20 protein-coding genes, 1 other RNA gene and 1 pseudogene are annotated in these 14,818 nt (G+C 40.7%); 8 read left to right on the forward strand and 14 right to left on the reverse strand.

Annotated elements, in window-relative coordinates; all coding sequences use genetic code 11:
- Window positions 1-7: 7 nt before the first annotated feature.
- Window positions 8-387: RNase P RNA component class A (gene rnpB / locus FA047_RS11510), an RNA gene on the forward strand.
- A gap of 58 nt (window positions 388-445) precedes the next feature.
- On the forward strand, window positions 446-1,852 hold the full coding sequence (locus tag FA047_RS11515) for a sigma-54-dependent transcriptional regulator (RefSeq protein WP_136836224.1): 1,407 nt from the start codon (window positions 446-448) through the stop codon (window positions 1,850-1,852).
- A gap of 174 nt (window positions 1,853-2,026) precedes the next feature.
- Here the strand turns inward: FA047_RS11515 and FA047_RS20510 are convergent, their stop codons facing one another.
- From FA047_RS20510 to FA047_RS11525, 3 genes are all read right to left on the reverse strand, one after another.
- Entirely contained in the window at window positions 2,027-2,203 is a 177-nt protein-coding gene (locus FA047_RS20510) for a hypothetical protein (RefSeq protein WP_169304392.1), read from the reverse strand.
- An 11-nt stretch (window positions 2,204-2,214) separates the two neighbouring features.
- Entirely contained in the window at window positions 2,215-3,069 is an 855-nt protein-coding gene (locus FA047_RS11520) for a sigma-70 family RNA polymerase sigma factor (RefSeq protein ID WP_136836225.1), read from the reverse strand.
- A 379-nt stretch (window positions 3,070-3,448) separates the two neighbouring features.
- Entirely contained in the window at window positions 3,449-3,847 is a 399-nt protein-coding gene (locus FA047_RS11525; protein WP_136836226.1) for a helix-turn-helix domain-containing protein, read from the reverse strand.
- 450 nt (window positions 3,848-4,297) lie between these two features.
- Between FA047_RS11525 and FA047_RS11530 the strand changes: the two genes are divergently transcribed.
- From FA047_RS11530 to FA047_RS11540, 3 genes are all read left to right on the forward strand, one after another.
- Window positions 4,298-4,531: a hypothetical protein gene (locus FA047_RS11530; protein WP_136836227.1), complete on the forward strand. Its 234-nt coding sequence runs from the start codon at window positions 4,298-4,300 to the stop codon at window positions 4,529-4,531.
- Between the two features lie 192 nt (window positions 4,532-4,723).
- Entirely contained in the window at window positions 4,724-4,972 is a 249-nt protein-coding gene (locus FA047_RS11535) for a hypothetical protein (RefSeq protein ID WP_136836228.1), read from the forward strand.
- A 254-nt stretch (window positions 4,973-5,226) separates the two neighbouring features.
- The gene (locus tag FA047_RS11540; RefSeq protein ID WP_136836229.1) at window positions 5,227-5,436 is read left to right on the forward strand and encodes a hypothetical protein; all 210 of its coding nucleotides are present in this window, start codon (window positions 5,227-5,229) and stop codon (window positions 5,434-5,436) included.
- Here the strand turns inward: FA047_RS11540 and FA047_RS20835 are convergent.
- Window positions 5,404-6,069, reverse strand: coding sequence for a CBS domain-containing protein (locus tag FA047_RS20835; RefSeq protein ID WP_262709983.1), 666 nt, complete (start codon window positions 6,067-6,069; stop codon window positions 5,404-5,406). The two genes, FA047_RS11540 and FA047_RS20835, sit on opposite strands and share 33 nt — an antisense overlap.
- Here FA047_RS20835 and FA047_RS20840 point away from each other — a divergent pair.
- A complete protein-coding gene (locus FA047_RS20840) occupies window positions 6,055-6,234 on the forward strand; it encodes a hypothetical protein (protein ID WP_225872709.1) in 180 nt (59 codons plus the stop codon). The two genes, FA047_RS20835 and FA047_RS20840, sit on opposite strands and share 15 nt — an antisense overlap.
- 47 nt (window positions 6,235-6,281) lie before the next feature.
- On the opposite strand, the pseudogene FA047_RS21140 reads toward FA047_RS20840, so the two are convergent.
- Window positions 6,282-6,374, reverse strand: a pseudogene (locus FA047_RS21140) (hypothetical protein); the annotation flags it as partial.
- Between FA047_RS21140 and FA047_RS20845 the strand changes: the two are divergent.
- Entirely contained in the window at window positions 6,345-6,620 is a 276-nt protein-coding gene (locus FA047_RS20845; RefSeq protein ID WP_225872736.1) for a hypothetical protein, read from the forward strand. The pseudogene FA047_RS21140 and the gene FA047_RS20845 overlap by 30 nt on opposite strands.
- On the opposite strand, the gene FA047_RS20850 is transcribed toward FA047_RS20845, so the two are convergent.
- The 6 genes from FA047_RS20850 to gatB form a co-directional block, all read right to left on the reverse strand.
- Window positions 6,512-6,748 carry a chloride channel protein gene (locus FA047_RS20850; RefSeq protein ID WP_225872710.1) on the reverse strand — a complete coding sequence of 79 codons (237 nt, stop codon included), beginning with the start codon at window positions 6,746-6,748 and terminating at the stop codon, window positions 6,512-6,514. The genes FA047_RS20845 and FA047_RS20850 overlap by 109 nt on opposite strands.
- A gap of 83 nt (window positions 6,749-6,831) precedes the next feature.
- The gene (locus FA047_RS20855) at window positions 6,832-7,146 is read right to left on the reverse strand and encodes a hypothetical protein (RefSeq protein WP_225872711.1); all 315 of its coding nucleotides are present in this window, start codon (window positions 7,144-7,146) and stop codon (window positions 6,832-6,834) included.
- 10 nt (window positions 7,147-7,156) lie between these two features.
- Window positions 7,157-7,879, reverse strand: coding sequence for an RluA family pseudouridine synthase (locus FA047_RS11550; RefSeq protein ID WP_136836230.1), 723 nt, complete (start codon window positions 7,877-7,879; stop codon window positions 7,157-7,159).
- A 69-nt stretch (window positions 7,880-7,948) separates the two neighbouring features.
- Window positions 7,949-8,638, reverse strand: a complete 690-nt coding sequence (locus FA047_RS11555; protein WP_136836231.1) for a response regulator transcription factor — start codon at window positions 8,636-8,638, stop codon at window positions 7,949-7,951.
- A 105-nt stretch (window positions 8,639-8,743) separates the two neighbouring features.
- Window positions 8,744-9,817: a TlpA disulfide reductase family protein gene (locus tag FA047_RS11560; protein ID WP_225872712.1), complete on the reverse strand. Its 1,074-nt coding sequence runs from the start codon at window positions 9,815-9,817 to the stop codon at window positions 8,744-8,746.
- A 37-nt stretch (window positions 9,818-9,854) separates the two neighbouring features.
- Window positions 9,855-11,318: an Asp-tRNA(Asn)/Glu-tRNA(Gln) amidotransferase subunit GatB gene (gene gatB, locus FA047_RS11565; RefSeq protein ID WP_136836233.1), complete on the reverse strand. Its 1,464-nt coding sequence runs from the start codon at window positions 11,316-11,318 to the stop codon at window positions 9,855-9,857.
- A gap of 152 nt (window positions 11,319-11,470) precedes the next feature.
- On the opposite strand from gatB, the gene FA047_RS11570 reads away from it, so the two are divergent.
- Complete coding sequence (locus FA047_RS11570) at window positions 11,471-11,989, forward strand: hypothetical protein (RefSeq protein ID WP_136836234.1); 519 nt, start codon at window positions 11,471-11,473, stop codon at window positions 11,987-11,989.
- 33 nt (window positions 11,990-12,022) lie between these two features.
- Here the strand turns inward: FA047_RS11570 and FA047_RS11575 are convergent, their stop codons facing one another.
- The 3 genes from FA047_RS11575 to FA047_RS11585 all read right to left on the reverse strand — a co-directional run bounded on the left by FA047_RS11575 (window position 12,023) and on the right by FA047_RS11585 (window position 14,816).
- The gene (locus FA047_RS11575; protein WP_136836235.1) at window positions 12,023-12,430 is read right to left on the reverse strand and encodes an RNA polymerase sigma factor; all 408 of its coding nucleotides are present in this window, start codon (window positions 12,428-12,430) and stop codon (window positions 12,023-12,025) included.
- Between the two features lie 113 nt (window positions 12,431-12,543).
- A complete protein-coding gene (locus FA047_RS11580) occupies window positions 12,544-13,710 on the reverse strand; it encodes a TlpA disulfide reductase family protein (RefSeq protein WP_136836236.1) in 1,167 nt (388 codons plus the stop codon).
- Between the two features lie 8 nt (window positions 13,711-13,718).
- Entirely contained in the window at window positions 13,719-14,816 is a 1,098-nt protein-coding gene (locus FA047_RS11585; protein ID WP_169304393.1) for an AhpC/TSA family protein, read from the reverse strand.
- Window positions 14,817-14,818: the final 2 nt, after the last annotated feature.

Genomic DNA, 14,818 nt, shown 5'->3' on the forward strand with positions numbered 1-14,818 from the left:
GCATCAAAATGCAAGCCGTTCTATCGCTGCAATTTAATTATTGGAGAGGAAAGTCCGGGCAACGCAGAGCATCTCGCTTCCTAACGGGAAGAGGACTGGGATTGAACACCCAGGCTATGGAAAGTGCCGCAGAAAGCATACCGCCGATGGCCTGAAAAGGCACAGGTAAGGTTGAAAACGTGAGGTAAGAGCTCACGAGTTTTGCCAGTGATGGTAAGGCTGGTAAACCCCGGGAGTTGAAAGACCAAATAGGCTAACGCATGTAGGGCTGCTCGTCCGATGTTAGTGGGTAGGTCGTTAGAGATAAATGGCGACATTTATAGTGGATTAATGATAGAATCCTTATTTATTGAGGAACAGAACCCGGCTTACAGGCTTGCATTTTTTTATTTTAATAAAAACAATATATTAGCACGGATAATTAAACACACACTGAGCAATACCTATGGCAAAATTGTTGATAATTGATGATGAGCGAGCGATAAGAAGCACTTTACGTGAAATCTTAGAATATGAAAATTACGAAGTTGAAGATATCGATAATGGAGTTGATGGACTTGAACTGATCAAGAAAAAGAAATTTGATCTCGTACTTTGCGATATCAAAATGAATAAAATGGACGGAATGGAAGTGCTCGAACAGGCACTGGCATACAGTCCCGATCTTCCTTTCATCATGATCTCCGGACATGGAACGGTGGAGACTGCAATAGAGGCAAGTAAAAAAGGTGCTTTTGATTTCATTTCAAAACCACCTGATCTGAACAGATTGCTGATTACTGTTAGAAATGCGCTTGACAGGGGTACTTTAGTTACAGAAACCAAGGTTTTAAAAAGAAAGGTCAGCAAGACGAGAGACATCCTTGGAAGTTCTGACAATATCAATAAAATTAAAGAGACTATAGAACGCGTAGCCCCTACTGAAGCCAGGGTTTTGATCACCGGTGCAAACGGTAGCGGTAAAGAACTTGTGGCGCGCTGGTTACACGAAAAATCAAACCGTGCCGACAGTCCGCTTATTGAAGTAAACTGTGCAGCTATTCCATCTGAATTAATTGAAAGTGAACTTTTCGGTCATGAAAAAGGCTCATTTACATCCGCTGTAAAACAGCGTATCGGTAAGTTCGAACTGGCCAATGGCGGAACACTATTCCTGGATGAAATTGGCGACATGAGTCTTTCTGCGCAGGCAAAGGTACTTCGTGCATTACAGGAGCATAAAATCACACGCGTAGGCGGTGAAAAAGAGTTTGAAGTAAATGTAAGGGTACTCGCTGCAACCAACAAAGACCTGCTTAAGGAAATAGAAGACGGAAATTTCCGTATGGACTTGTATCACCGTCTGAACGTAATTAATATCCATGTACCTCATTTACGTGAGCGTATAGAAGATATTCCTGAAATCGCGCAAAACTTTCTTGAAGACATCTGTAAGGATTACGGAATGCCTGTCAAAAAGATCAGTGAAGGTGGAATGCTAGCGCTGCAGAACCTGCCATGGACAGGGAATGTTCGTGAGCTGCACAATATGATTGAACGTTTAATTATCTTAAGTGATAAAGTAATTACAGACCATGATGTTGTTGCTTTTGCTAATCCCGGAGGAGGAACAAACATTGGCTCTTCATCAGGAACTAACGGAACATCATCAAGCTCATCGTCTGTTGTACCTAATTATGATAAGTTTACCAACTTCCAGGATTATAAAGACTATGCTGAGCGGGAATTTATCAAGTTCAAGTTGGAAAAAAACAATTGGAATGTGAGTAAAACTGCTGACGACATTGACATTCAACGCAGTCACCTATACAGCAAAATAGAAAAATACGGACTAAAAAGAACAGCCGAATAATAAAAAAGGCCTCTGCAAATTGCAGAGGCCTTTTTTTATTTCTATGATCATCATTAAATATTGACATGTCATTGATCTCACCAGTTTCATCATTATTTTTTCGTGTCCATTGTTTTTCGGCAATCCTTTGGTAAAAACGTACTATGGTGACGCCCTCACCAGTTTTTCCCTATTTCATACCTTCCCCCCAAAATTCTTGATCTTCTTTTCTCTGTTCAATAAATGTTCAGCCTGTATCTCCCTTATCCTATCCAGCAACGCATTCTCTTTCTTCAACTTTTCCCTTTCCGTTTTCAAAAACTCCAATTCCAATATTAATGCTTCATACAGCTTTTTATAATCTAAGTTCATAAACAAATGCTTTAATAAAACAATTCCAGTTTCGCTATTTCCTTCAACCTCTTCACCGCCTTCAATTTGATCTGCCGTACCCGTTCCTGCGAAAGCCCTATTATTACTGCCACATCCTCAGATTCCATAGGTATACCCGTGCCAATCCCGTAACTCAACCTCACTATCAACCCATCCCTTTGCGGCAATCTTGAGAGCAACCTCTCCAACTCCATATTCCTGGACTCCATCAACAATCCCTCATCAGCCAGCGAAGCGTTCTTATCTTCCAGCACTTCAATCAGACTTCCTTCTTTCCCACTGTCCATATCAATCCCCTTATCCAGTGAAGATGCAAAACTGGAGTGCCACAAATGATCCACCACCTTAAACTCAGTCATTCCCACTACCTCACTAACTTCTTCCAGTGTAGGCTGGCGTTCCAACCGTTGTTCCAGCTCACTCTCCGCTTTGCGGATGTTGTTGATCCCGATAATCACATTCAATGGCAACCGCATTACCCTCCGCTTCTCATCAATAGCCTGGATGATGCTCTGCCTGATCCACCACACTGCGAAACTGATAAACTTGAATCCCCGGCTGGCGTCAAATAAGCCCGCAGCTTTTATCAGTCCCCGGTTTCCTTCAGCTATAAGATCTTCCAGTGAAAGTCCCGCATTCCGGTACTTCTTCGCTACCGACACCACAAATCTCAAATTCGCATTTACCAGCTTATGCAAAGCTGCCTGATCTCCGTTCCTTGCCTTGTCACTCAGCAACACCTCCTCTTCAGGCTTCAGTAAATCATACTTGGCAATGTCTGCCAGATACCTGTCCAGGATAGGATTATGCTCTGTAACAGATTGTGTAATTATTATGCCTCTCATTTAAAATTCACAGCGCTAGTCCTTTCAAAATTTTGATCAAAAATATGTGATTAATCATTTCCAAAACGGCACTTTACACCCCAAAAACATTAATATTTTCAGTGTACAAATCACACCTCGGTCGATACATATGCTGGCTTTTTAGGAATTTAACTGTTATCTCTAAATATGGCCAGGCAGATCTATAACAAAACTATTTCGGTTGGCGGCGTCGATATTTTTCATCTTGAAGCCGGAGACAGCAAGAATTCTACTTCCTGCTGCGATGAACTGCACTTATGAAAGTGTTACAATAGGGATTTACCAAGTGCGCAGATCCATATTATTGATGGGTCTCATATGGTGCTGAAATCAAATTTTGATGAAGTGCTGAATATAATCAGGACTTTTCAGAAAGAGCCTTCTTAAAAGCTCTCGGACTTATGCCCTCATGTTTCCTAAAACACCTGCTAAACCAGGTCGGGTCACTAACGCCCAGTTCGTAACTGATTTGTTTAATATTCAGGGTACTATATTTTAACAACTTTAATGCTTCCTGATGGATCCTTTCGTCAATCAAGCGATGAACCGTTTTACTTAGATAACACTTAGTGAGGCCATTCAAAACCTCCAGATTCAATTTCAGTTCCTTGCTATAAAACTCAGGACCATGTTCAGCTCTAAAGTGAACTTCCAGCAACTCCAAAAAATTTGTCACGACATGCATATCTGGAGGAATATAGTTTCCATCGCTGAAAACCTCGAGATTCTTTATTTCTGACAGCTTTAAATTAAGCATAATATCTTCAAAATAAGTTTCAAACCCCTTCCCTGCAAAATTACATTAAACCGTAGCTAAAGTGTTAACATTTCTGTCAAATAATTCAATCCCATACACCAATGCCTACTCCAACGTCTTCACAGTATCAGCAATCCTCATACCCACATCATCGATATAAACCAACAACTACATAGAAAAATAAATTTATTATTTATTGCTAAAAGGGATTAGGGCATCCTGTATAAACTTAGGACCATTCTCCCTCCTTTCGCCTTGCACTTGTATCTCCTGGGGTGATGCGCCGTACCTTCTGGGGTATTGATTCGATTGTGAGCGAATCAATACCCCAGATGAACCGGAGTTGAACCGGAGTTGAAGCGAACTCAGGGCGAAGGGAAAGCAAAAGGAAGCTGGATGCTTAAACAAAAAAAAACCTGCATTGTTAAATACTCATAAACAGTTAAGACAATGGAACAATTCAGAATAGAAGTAGCTGACAATGGACAAGGGAGATTTTACAACATAAAACCTTTAGGTAACCAGCGCTATCAAATCTATATAGAAGAACAAACAATCGGAACTATACAACTCGATGAAAAAGACCATGCCCGTTGCGAAAGTCAAGGATGTGAACTAGATACGCCACTACTCAACTCCATAAGAGATCAAATTCAGTTCCACGAAAAATGGAAACTTACATGATCAACAATGCATACTTTCTTCAACAAATTTATGACTTAGCTGACCGGGCACATGGCGAACTATGAAGCCATTCTCGTCTGAACCTTCCTGGTTATAGCTAAAACTATATTCATTTCGGCTTGTTATTACAAAACCAGCAACACCTGCAATTCACAGCAGCCTGCCGTCTCAATAGAAAATAAATTTGAAGCTATGGAAAATCATAAAACACCAAAACCAGGATCATCGGAATACAATATTGAAAAAACAGAATCACTAACTACCCCAAAATTCAATAGTACTACCGAGCGCAGAGAAAGTGGAGAACTGCCCGCCACCGAAAATCTAAATGACCAGTCCGACACCCAGGAACGCACAACCGAAAAAGGCCCATCCAAGCCTGACCTTGGCAACGAGCGGCGAGACGATGAAGAACAACGCGAGAAATTGATCACCCCTTGAGGTAGTTTTCTGTGTGTGTTAAGTAGAAAGATCTTGCCGATTCCCAAAAACTGGCACAATTGATGTTTGGTGTCATACGCGTAACTTTACCGGAGACTGACATGAACAAAAATTTTCACTGCCATTCCTTTTTGGACAATCAAACATTTGCCATACTTGAAATATCGACGAAACAACCTTTTGTCAACATAACTCCGATTAGTTATTACTGGTTACTGGTCCATAAGCACGGGCTTTGCGTTTGTGAGCTACATATGAATTCAAGGGATGATTCTGCGTCTGTGCATGAACGTTTCTTTGATATGGGTTATCTGAAATATGATGCCAGCACGGGCGTCTTTATTACTCAGGAAAACAACCAGTTGCATCCACTGCACAATATAAATTGCAGTGAGATACCTGAAAATATACGCCTGGCGGTAGAAAATTATCTAAGCCAGATAATCAGCCTGTCTGCTAAGTAAAGCGCGATATTTGTTGAACACAGCTGTTTTAGAAATGAAGCCGAGATATCTACCCTCCTGATCCAGCACAGGTAAAAGCCATACATTGTCCTTTTCCATTTTCTGAAGTACAACTTTCATACTACTATCCTCAAATATTGCCGCCGGAGCGGCTTGCATCAGGTCATTTACAGTATGTTCTTTATCGTCCATTTTCCTTTTCAGCACGTCCTCTACATATACCAAACCTTTAAAGCCTCCATCATTCCCCAACACAGGGAAAATATTTCGCTTTGACTGCAAGATATCAGTCATTTTCTCTGCAATGAGTTCATCTTCATGCAGACTGAGGTAATCCTTTTCAATTAAATGTTTCAACTTCATCATTTGAAGAACGGTACTGTCTTTATCCTCGTGTGACATCAGGTCACCACTTTCGGCCAGCGGACGGGTATAGATAGAGTACTTATTTTTGCCCCGGTTGATGAGGTAAGCGATCGCGGAGGTAATCATCAGGGGAACCATCAATATGTATCTGCCCGTAATCTCAGCGATTAGAAATATGCCTGTAAGTGGTGCGTGCATAATTGCACTTAACGACGCCGCCATGCCCGCTACAATAAAGTTAGCCACGTTCAGGTGCGCAATGCCCATAGTATTTGCGGAGAAAGCAACAACAAAACCCAGCAAACCGCCTACAATCAGGGTTACAAGGGTGGCTACGGATTTGGCGAAGACAGTGATAATGTTAAAGAGAATGACCAGCCAGGAATATTGCTGTATTCTGAAAAGATACTATTGGTGATCACTGTTGTATAATTTCCTCCCAGCAGATTTCTGATAGTTACATAGCCTTCTCCGTAGAGAGTTGGGAACAGAAACACCATCAGTCCGAGTACAAGGCCTCCAATTACAACTTTCTTATAGGGATGTTTAATCTTGTAAAACCAGGACTTGATCTTTTAATTCGCTTTGGTAAAATAAATGGAAAAAAATCCAATGATAATGGCAAGTATGATGTAATAGATCAGGGCATCAAACCTCCATCCTTCTATGACCAGGTAAAAGAGCTGCTCATTGAAGAAAAAACGGGATACTACTGCCCCGCAGTTGCCGAGGCCAGCAATAGTGGGATAAATGCTGGTATGGTAAATTCGGGAAGCAAGATTTCAATTGCAAATACAATACCAGCGATGGGACTATAGAACGCGGCCGAAATACCCGCGGCTGCACTGCATGCGAGCAACATAGTGGTTTCTCTATAGGATAGTCCGAGGAAATGACCGACAACAGATCCTATGCCTGATCCACTGGTTACGATAGGTGCTTCCATCCCTGTGGATCCGCCGAAACCTACGGTAAGTGCTGCTGTGTAATCTGCGAATAGATGTTATGGAGTTCTACTTTACTGGATTTCTAGGAAATTGTATAGAGCAATGGGGTGAGTCCGGTTTCAAATTTACCACGCCTGATAAACCTGCGTACATACATGACGGAGAGCAGGATGCCAATGAACGGAAAAAAGAAAAACAGGTAGTATTTATACTGCCAGTGAAAACCTGTTTGCAAAAACTCTTCAATATGATGGGTTACGGTTTTCAGAAGTGCCGCTGCAAGACCTGCCAGTACGCCAACAATCAGCGCCACAATGACCAGGAAATTCCTGTTTGATATTTTAGTTTTCCGGTAGTGGTTAATCGCGTCAACATAATTTACCAGCCGTACATACATAATTTAAAATTTAGGCATCAAATTTATCTAACAATTTGATGAGGGTTGCCAAATCTTTTGGGTATGGAGCGTCGATAAATATATCCTGTTCGTCTATTCCTTTGAAGGTGACATACCTCGCATGTAAAGCAAAACGCTTCATAATGGGTTGCTCTTCATCATCCTTAGCGATGCGGTAACCTTTTTTCATGCTGGAAAGATAAACCGGCTTTCCCTTGTACATGATGTCGCCAACTATGGCAGCACGCTGGGTTGCGAGGTGAATCCGGATCTGGTGCATCCTGCCGGTTACGGGCTTGCATTCTACCAGCGTATAATGTCTGTAATTCTTAATGGTATTGAAATAGGTTTCGGCACGTTTGCCTTCCTTCCTGTCTATGGTGACATTTTTATTGCCATCATTCAGAATCGGCAGATCTATGAACAGGTCATTAAATATAAACTGACCGTCTACCACAGCATGGTAAACCTTATTTACTTTACGGCGCTCAAACTGCATGGAGACATGACGGTAAGCTTCCGGTGTTTTGGCAATGATAATTGCACCGGAAGTTTCTTTATCCAAACGATGACATACCTGGGCATCTGAAGAATATTGTTTTGCCAGACGAAGGATATTTACTTCACCTGAACCACCGCGCTCATCAAGCGATGCAACAAATGGTGGCTTATTTACAACGATATAATCATCGTTTTCGAACAGTATAAGGTCTTTAAAATTTGGGTACTTCACTCGGTAATTTTATGTAAAACACAAAAGTACGTATTTTCCTGTCATTGGGAGGAAGAATGACCGTGTGTTTTAAGAAAGCTCAAATTTATAGCCTACTCCCTTAACTGTTGCCACATAATTTTCTCCCAGCTTTTCACGGAGTTTACGGATGTGTACATCAATCGTTCGGTTGGTGACTACTACTGAATCTTCCCATATATTCTTTAAGATAGACTCTCTCGTGTATACCTTTCCCGGTTTAGAGGCCAGCAGATAGAGCAGTTCAAATTCTTTTTTAGCCAACACCACTTTTTGTCCGCTCTGATACACCAGGTATGCTTCTCTGTCTATAACAAGATCCCCTATTTCAACTTTATTATCAGATACCTCATCAGCACTTGAATTCCTTCTTAATATGGCATTGATGCGGCTTACCAGTGCCCTGGGCTTAATTGGTTTAGCGATATAATCATCTGCACCTACATTAAAACCTGCGATTTCCGAATACTCTTCACTGCGGGCTGTTAAAAACACCATAAACGTGTTTTTGAACTCAGGAATCGCACGCATGAGTCTGCATGCCTCTATGCCATCCATTTTGGGCATCATGATGTCCAGGATGATTAAATCAGGGTGAACTTTCTTTGCGATGCTGATACCCTCCTGACCATTATTAGCCAAAAATACCTGATATCCCTCCTTTTTTAGGTTATATTCAATTAACTCTAAAATATCTGGTTCATCATCAACAATCAGTATCTTCTGTTTTACGGTGCTCATAGCTTTAATTATTTGTTACGAAATTAGGTAATCAATTATAATATACCGTTAAAACGAAGTTAACAAATTGTTAACAGACTCATATATATTAACATGAATTTAGGGTTACCGTAAAGTTTTATTTAAAAAAGCGTCAAGCTCTTCGCCGCGAAGGTTTTTAGCCAAAATCTTGCCATTGGGATCGATTAAAAATGAGCTTGGAATGGCTTCAATCTGATATAATCTTACCGTTGGACCTTCAAAATCTTTCAGTTCGCCTGCATGGTTCCAGGTCAGCTGATCATCTGTAATAGCCTTTTTCCAGGCAGCAACATCTTTATCTAAAGAAATACCAAGAACTGTGAAGTTCTTATCCTTGAATTGCTGATAGGCTTTAACAAGATTCGGGTTCTCTTGTCTGCAAGGCGTGCACCATGAAGCCCAAAAATCCAACAATACATATTTGCCTTTGAAATCAGAAAGCTTAACGGGTTTGCCATCCAGACCATCAATAGTGAAATCAGGCGCAATCTGTCCTACCTGAACAGCTTTCAAGCCTGCCATTTTTTTCAAAAACTCTGTTACTGCGGCATTGTCATTAAAACTGCTTTTTATTTTATCGGAATATTCAACTACCTCTTTCTCATATTCCGCAGGGTTCAAAAGATTAATCGCATAAAACCCAGCTAATGATTCTGTATTGTCCTGTGCAAATTTCAGGATGGTTTTGTTCAGAGATTCTACTTCAGCATTGTATTTCGGTTTGATTTGCTCCATAATCATCTCACGCTGATCAGGCTGAGTCGCTACAGTTTCTTCAAATTCTGTCTGTATGGCATTGATACGGACAATGTATTCGTTTTTAGTAGTATTTAACTCTTGTAACTTATCTGCTTCTCTTGCACCTGAAATGTGATAAGCTAAAGTTTTATCGCCTAAATCTGCAGTAATTTTGATGACATCTCCATTTTTTGCGATGATCATGTATTCATGATTATCCGCAGTGATCCTAAAGAAATCTACGCCCGGTGTGCTATGGCTAAATTTGAATTCTCCTTTATCTGAAAACACAGTAGAATCAAGCGCAACCGCATTGTCTTTTTTCAGACCAAACAGGTATACTTTACTTTTTGGCGCTGCATTTTTGAACTCGCCGTTGATTACAAATTTACTGCTGTCTTTACACGATGCTAAAGCCATGCAAAGTAGGATTAATAGATAATTGATTCTGTTCATGTTACTTTAGTTTTTCCTGTAGAATTTCATTTATTTTTTGAGGATTGGCTTTCCCTTTTGCCAGTTTCATTACTTCACCAACAAAAAGACCCAATACGCCTTTCTTTCCTTTTTTATATGCCTGTACCTGTGCATCGTACTGTTGAAGTACGGCATCCACAAATCCGCTAAGCTCGTCACTATTTTCGGCTATCAGGAGGTTTTGCTCAGCAGCAAGCTTTGCTACGTCGACGTTTTCAGATTTCATTAACAGGGGCAGCAACTGCTGCAACGCAACCTGCTGCGTGATCTTTTTATCATCAACCATATTAATGACATCTGCAAGCTGTTCTGCACTTACTTTAAAGGCGGATATACTTATTCCCTGCTCACTTAACAAAGCTCTAACTGAGCCGGTAAGCCAGTTGACCAGACTTTTCGGATTGTTCACTGCAACCAATGCAGTATTGAAATAATTCAATAATTCATGATCTTCAGAAAGCATAGTTGCTTCTGAAACATTCATTCCATAATCATGTATCAGCTTTTTTGATATTTCCCGCGGCAAAGCCGGCATATCAAACTTCAGCTGGGCCAGCCATTCATCAGAGATGTGTATAGGTGCCAGATCAGGATCTGGAAAATACCGATAATCATTGGCTTCTTCTTTACTCCTCATTGGCGAAGTAGTGCCCTGGTCAGCATCAAAATTCAGTGTACTCTGAATAATTTTTCCACCGGCAGAAATCACTTCAGCCTGACGGTTAAATTCAAAATCCATTGCCCTGCGTACATTCCTGATAGAGTTCAGGTTTTTCACTTCGCAGCGCGTACCAAACTCCATTGTTCCAAACGGACGAATTGAAATATTCGCGTCACAGCGTAAGCTACCTTCTTCCATATTTCCGTCACTTACATCTAAATGACGTACCAGTTTTCTCATTTCTGTAAGTAATGCTGAGGCTTCCTCCGAACTCCGTATATCTGGTTCTGTAACGATTTCTATAAGTGGAACACCAGCCCTATTGAGATCTACATAAGAATATTGGTCATTCTGATCATGTATGCTTTTGCCCGCATCCTCCTCCAGATGGATTCTATTGATACCTATTCTTTTTTCCTCTCCATTACTCAATACGACATCCAGATATCCATTCTGGCAAATAGGTTTGTTATCCTGAGTAATCTGATATCCCTTAGGCAGATCGGCATAGAAGTAATTCTTTCGGTCAAAATAGTTGACCTGGTTAACCGTACAATTCAGTGCCAGCCCCATCCTTACGGCCTTAGCAACTACTTCTTTGTTCAGCTTTGGAAGTGCGCCCGGCAAGGCCAGTGACACCGCTGAGATATGCTCATTCGGTCCAGCACCAAATTCAGCACTGTCTGAGGAGAATATTTTTGTTTGTGTATTTAGTTGTACGTGTATTTCCAAGCCAGATACCAGTTCATATACTGATGGGGAAACTTCGGTTTTCGTACTCATTTATAGGCAATAATTTAACTTAAATCAATATGTATTGGACATACAAACATAACCATTTATGCGTTATTAATACAGCTTTGTAGTCATAATTATACTTATGGCACAAACTTTGAATTTAATATTACACACACAAATATTAAAACCACAATTCTATGAAAAGACTAATTTTACTGGCGATGCTCGGATTGGCATTCTCTGTAGCACCTCCCGCAAAAGCTCAGGTAAATGTGAGCATCAACATCGGATCGCAGCCGCAATGGGGGCCCAGGGGTTATGACTATGTAGATTATTATTACATGCCGGAAATTGAAAGCTACTATTCTGTTCCCACCAGACAATTCATTTATTATAGCGGCAACAGGTGGATCCATTCACGTTCGCTTCCATCAAGATATAGAAGTTACGATTTATACTCCGGAAGGAAATATGTAATCAATGCACCGCATCCTTATAGGAACCACAACGTGTATAAGGTAAAATACAACAAGCGTTATAGCAACCGGGGTCCTATTCATTACAGCAACGACCGACATTATAAAAATAAAAATCAAGGCCGGGGGCATTACGAAAAAGATCGAGGACGTGGCAAAAAACGTGATAATGACAGATATGAAGGGAGAAGGGAGAGACGAGATCCTGGTATAGAGCGCATCATCAGACCCAGAGGATAAAAAGAAAGGCCGGACATCTGTCCGGCCTTTATACTAATAACTCAATTTCACTGCTGCAGCTATTGATGTATTGATTTGTTGCTTGTCCTGTACATAATTACTCAGGGATTCAAGTAAGTGATCGTATGATTTACTATTACTGATCTGGCAAAGTACCTGATGCCTCACTGCAACGTTTAAATAAATGCCGACGTCACTTCCAATTTTAAGATGTCTGCTATGCTTAAATAAAGTGGCAAAGACATCTTTCACTATTATACGCGACTCCTCTTCATTTCTAAGAATCTTAAAAGTCGAAATATAAAGTGTCTTCCAATATTTTTCATAAATCAAACCAGCCGCACACTCATCCCCTTTTTCGAACAAAGAAAGTAACTGTTCATCTGTAAGTCCTGAATATCTTTCATATTGAGATGCACTATCAATTTTACCCGGTTCCATTCAATTAATAATTTAAAAATTTGCCCTTATACCTAAATACAAGGGCAAATATAATAAAGTCTACTTACTTAGTAGTATTTAATTTAAATTATTTTTACCTGGGATATTTCCTGCTATTTCATCATCTCTTTTATCTGAGCGATGGTTACGTTTTCTGCCACAACTACGCCTTTTTCATCCAGCAGGAACATCGCCGGAATCGTGCGGATTTTCCAGGCTGCTGAAGTGGCTCCTTTATCCAGGTAGCTTGGCCATTTCAACTGCTCTTCTTTTTCAGCTTTCAACCAGTCTGATTCTTTTTTGTCGATAGAAATGCTCACGATTTGTAGTCCTTTCTTATTCATTTCCTCATACAAAGCCTTTAAAGCGGGAATAGATTTGCGACAAGGCTGACACCATGATGCCCAAAAATCTACCAGCGTATATTTATTTCCTTTCACCAGTTGACCTAGCGCGGCATCTTTCTTATCATTGGTGGCAGCTTCAAAGACCGGTGCTCTCTGACCTAAAAAGCCTTTAGGGAACAGCTCTTCTTTTATCTTCTGTCCGTAATAGCTTTCCTGAGCTGTTTTAGATAAGGAACTAAATAGCGGTTTTTGTTCTGGTGTGAAATATGCATAAGCATTCAGCATCAGGAATGCGCCCCACCAGGAATCCTTATGTGCAGTGATCAGGTCGGTAGATGTCTTGGTTACATTTGCAAAGAAAGCTTTTTCTTCAGCCTCAAATGTTTTGTAAGCCTCTGTTTTGTACAGGGAATCCAGTTTTGCATTGTTTTTATCTCTTCTTGCAGCGCCAACCTGTTTCGCGATGGCCTCTCCCCTTTTATTGTAGGCGATGTGATCATCATTTAATTTTTCTCTGTAAGCAACCTTTTTCAGGTAGGCTTCATGAATCGGGCTTCCGATAACTTTCAGATCTTTGAGATCCAAAAATTTATTACCACTTCGTTCGGTTAGGTCTGCCTTAGCACTAACTGCTACTTTGGAAGTGGTGTTGTCTATCATCACCTGGCAGCCACCATAATATCCTTTAGCTGCTATCCTGAACAACCTCGGTTCTTTTACTGATCCGCTAAATGTAAATCGGCCATTTTTTACCGGAATGCTGGCTATTGCTTTTTCATCATCATGCGAGCCTGATGGGATCAGTTCTAGTACGGTTCCGTCAGACAGTCCAGTAAATGTCCCTGTAATGGTATAACCCGGAGGTTTTGCTGCCAGCGTTACCAGTCCGCACAACAGCAGCAAAAATGTATACGTGATTTTAATTGATTTCATATGTTTATTTATTTGAAGATTGTTGCCAGTTTCTTTTCCAAAGCATCACCCCTAAGGTCTTTCGCGATGATTTTACCGTCTGCATCTACCAGAAAACTGGTAGGGATAGATTTGATTCCATATTCCGCGGCCAGGTCACTTTTCCAGCCTTTTAGATCAGATGCATGTAACCAGGTCAGCTGATCTGCGGCAATGGCTTTTTCCCAGTTTGCCTTTTTATCATCCAGTGAAACACCCAGAATTTCAAAGCCTTTATCGTGGTATTTAGCATAAGCCTTTACCAGGTTAGGATTTTCCTTACGACAAGGACCACACCAGCTGGCCCAAAAATCAACAAGAACTACCTTGCCTTTTAAGGAAGACAACTTCAATGGTTTGCCATCTATGTCCGGCAGAGTGAAATCAGGTTTCACACCAATACCAGTTTTTGCGGCGATCCTGAGTGATTCACCAAGCTCTTTTCCATAAAATGAATTCTTTCCTTTAGCGGATAAAGCGGCATAGTTTAGTTTTGCCTGCTCAGGGTTCGGATAGTTAACAAATCTGTCTGTGATGATAAATGGCGCCATTGATGAAGAGGGATATTTCTTTACAAAGGACTGGACAGAATCAATGAGACGTTTATTCAATTTCTCAAATTCAGCGTCGACATAACTTCTGTCGCCATTCTTGTCTATTTTGGTAATACTGTCCCCCATCTTATACAATACACCTGCTCGCGCAGTGATTGTAGCCCAGCCTTGACTCCACTCTTCCCACAATTTCTGCTCGCCAGCACCAACAATCATGGCCTGGTTCAACTTATCCAGATCTCCATTGATCTGGATTTTTTCATTAGGCTGAATGACAATTGTTTTATACTGACGTCCGAAACGCAAACCATATAATAAAGTACCGGGTGTATTTCCTTTAAAACTGAAAGCACCATCTACGGCTACCGTAGAATCAGCTATATTTTTGCCACCTGCAGAAGCTGTAAGAAATACTTTTCCATTGCCTAAGCCATTTATTTTACCTTCAACGGTAAAATTGGTTTGTGCAATTACTGCTCTACTGAACAGAAATTGACTGATTAATATAAATGCGATGCTAGATATATTCTTCATTT

Source organism: Pedobacter frigoris (genome assembly GCF_005116445.1).
In the GTDB taxonomy this organism is placed as follows: Bacteria; Bacteroidota; Bacteroidia; order Sphingobacteriales; family Sphingobacteriaceae; genus Pedobacter; species Pedobacter frigoris.

Bases quoted from the DNA above. Each gene is read 5' to 3' on its own strand.
- FA047_RS20850 (WP_225872710.1), bottom strand. From the start codon at position 6,748: ATGGAAGCACCTATCGTAACCAGTGGATCAGGCATAGGATCTGTTGTC.
- FA047_RS11520 (WP_136836225.1), bottom strand. From the start codon at position 3,069: ATGAGAGGCATAATAATTACACAATCTGTTACAGAGCATAATCCTATC.
- FA047_RS11560 (WP_225872712.1), bottom strand. From the start codon at position 9,817: ATGGCTTTAGCATCGTGTAAAGACAGCAGTAAATTTGTAATCAACGGC.
- FA047_RS11525 (WP_136836226.1), bottom strand. From the start codon at position 3,847: ATGCTTAATTTAAAGCTGTCAGAAATAAAGAATCTCGAGGTTTTCAGC.
- FA047_RS20855 (WP_225872711.1), bottom strand. From the start codon at position 7,146: ATGTATGTACGGCTGGTAAATTATGTTGACGCGATTAACCACTACCGG.
- FA047_RS11575 (WP_136836235.1), bottom strand. From the start codon at position 12,430: ATGGAACCGGGTAAAATTGATAGTGCATCTCAATATGAAAGATATTCA.
- FA047_RS11570 (WP_136836234.1), top strand. From the start codon at position 11,471: ATGAAAAGACTAATTTTACTGGCGATGCTCGGATTGGCATTCTCTGTA.
- FA047_RS11580 (WP_136836236.1), bottom strand. From the start codon at position 13,710: ATGAAATCAATTAAAATCACGTATACATTTTTGCTGCTGTTGTGCGGA.
- FA047_RS11540 (WP_136836229.1), top strand. From the start codon at position 5,227: ATGAATTCAAGGGATGATTCTGCGTCTGTGCATGAACGTTTCTTTGAT.
- FA047_RS11555 (WP_136836231.1), bottom strand. From the start codon at position 8,638: ATGAGCACCGTAAAACAGAAGATACTGATTGTTGATGATGAACCAGAT.
- FA047_RS11585 (WP_169304393.1), bottom strand. From the start codon at position 14,816: ATGAAGAATATATCTAGCATCGCATTTATATTAATCAGTCAATTTCTG.
- FA047_RS11535 (WP_136836228.1), top strand. From the start codon at position 4,724: ATGGAAAATCATAAAACACCAAAACCAGGATCATCGGAATACAATATT.
- gatB (WP_136836233.1), bottom strand. From the start codon at position 11,318: ATGAGTACGAAAACCGAAGTTTCCCCATCAGTATATGAACTGGTATCT.
- FA047_RS20510 (WP_169304392.1), bottom strand. From the start codon at position 2,203: ATGAACTTAGATTATAAAAAGCTGTATGAAGCATTAATATTGGAATTG.
- FA047_RS20845 (WP_225872736.1), top strand. From the start codon at position 6,345: ATGTTTAATCTTGTAAAACCAGGACTTGATCTTTTAATTCGCTTTGGT.
- FA047_RS11515 (WP_136836224.1), top strand. From the start codon at position 446: ATGGCAAAATTGTTGATAATTGATGATGAGCGAGCGATAAGAAGCACT.
- FA047_RS20835 (WP_262709983.1), bottom strand. From the start codon at position 6,069: ATGGGCATTGCGCACCTGAACGTGGCTAACTTTATTGTAGCGGGCATG.
- FA047_RS11530 (WP_136836227.1), top strand. From the start codon at position 4,298: ATGGAACAATTCAGAATAGAAGTAGCTGACAATGGACAAGGGAGATTT.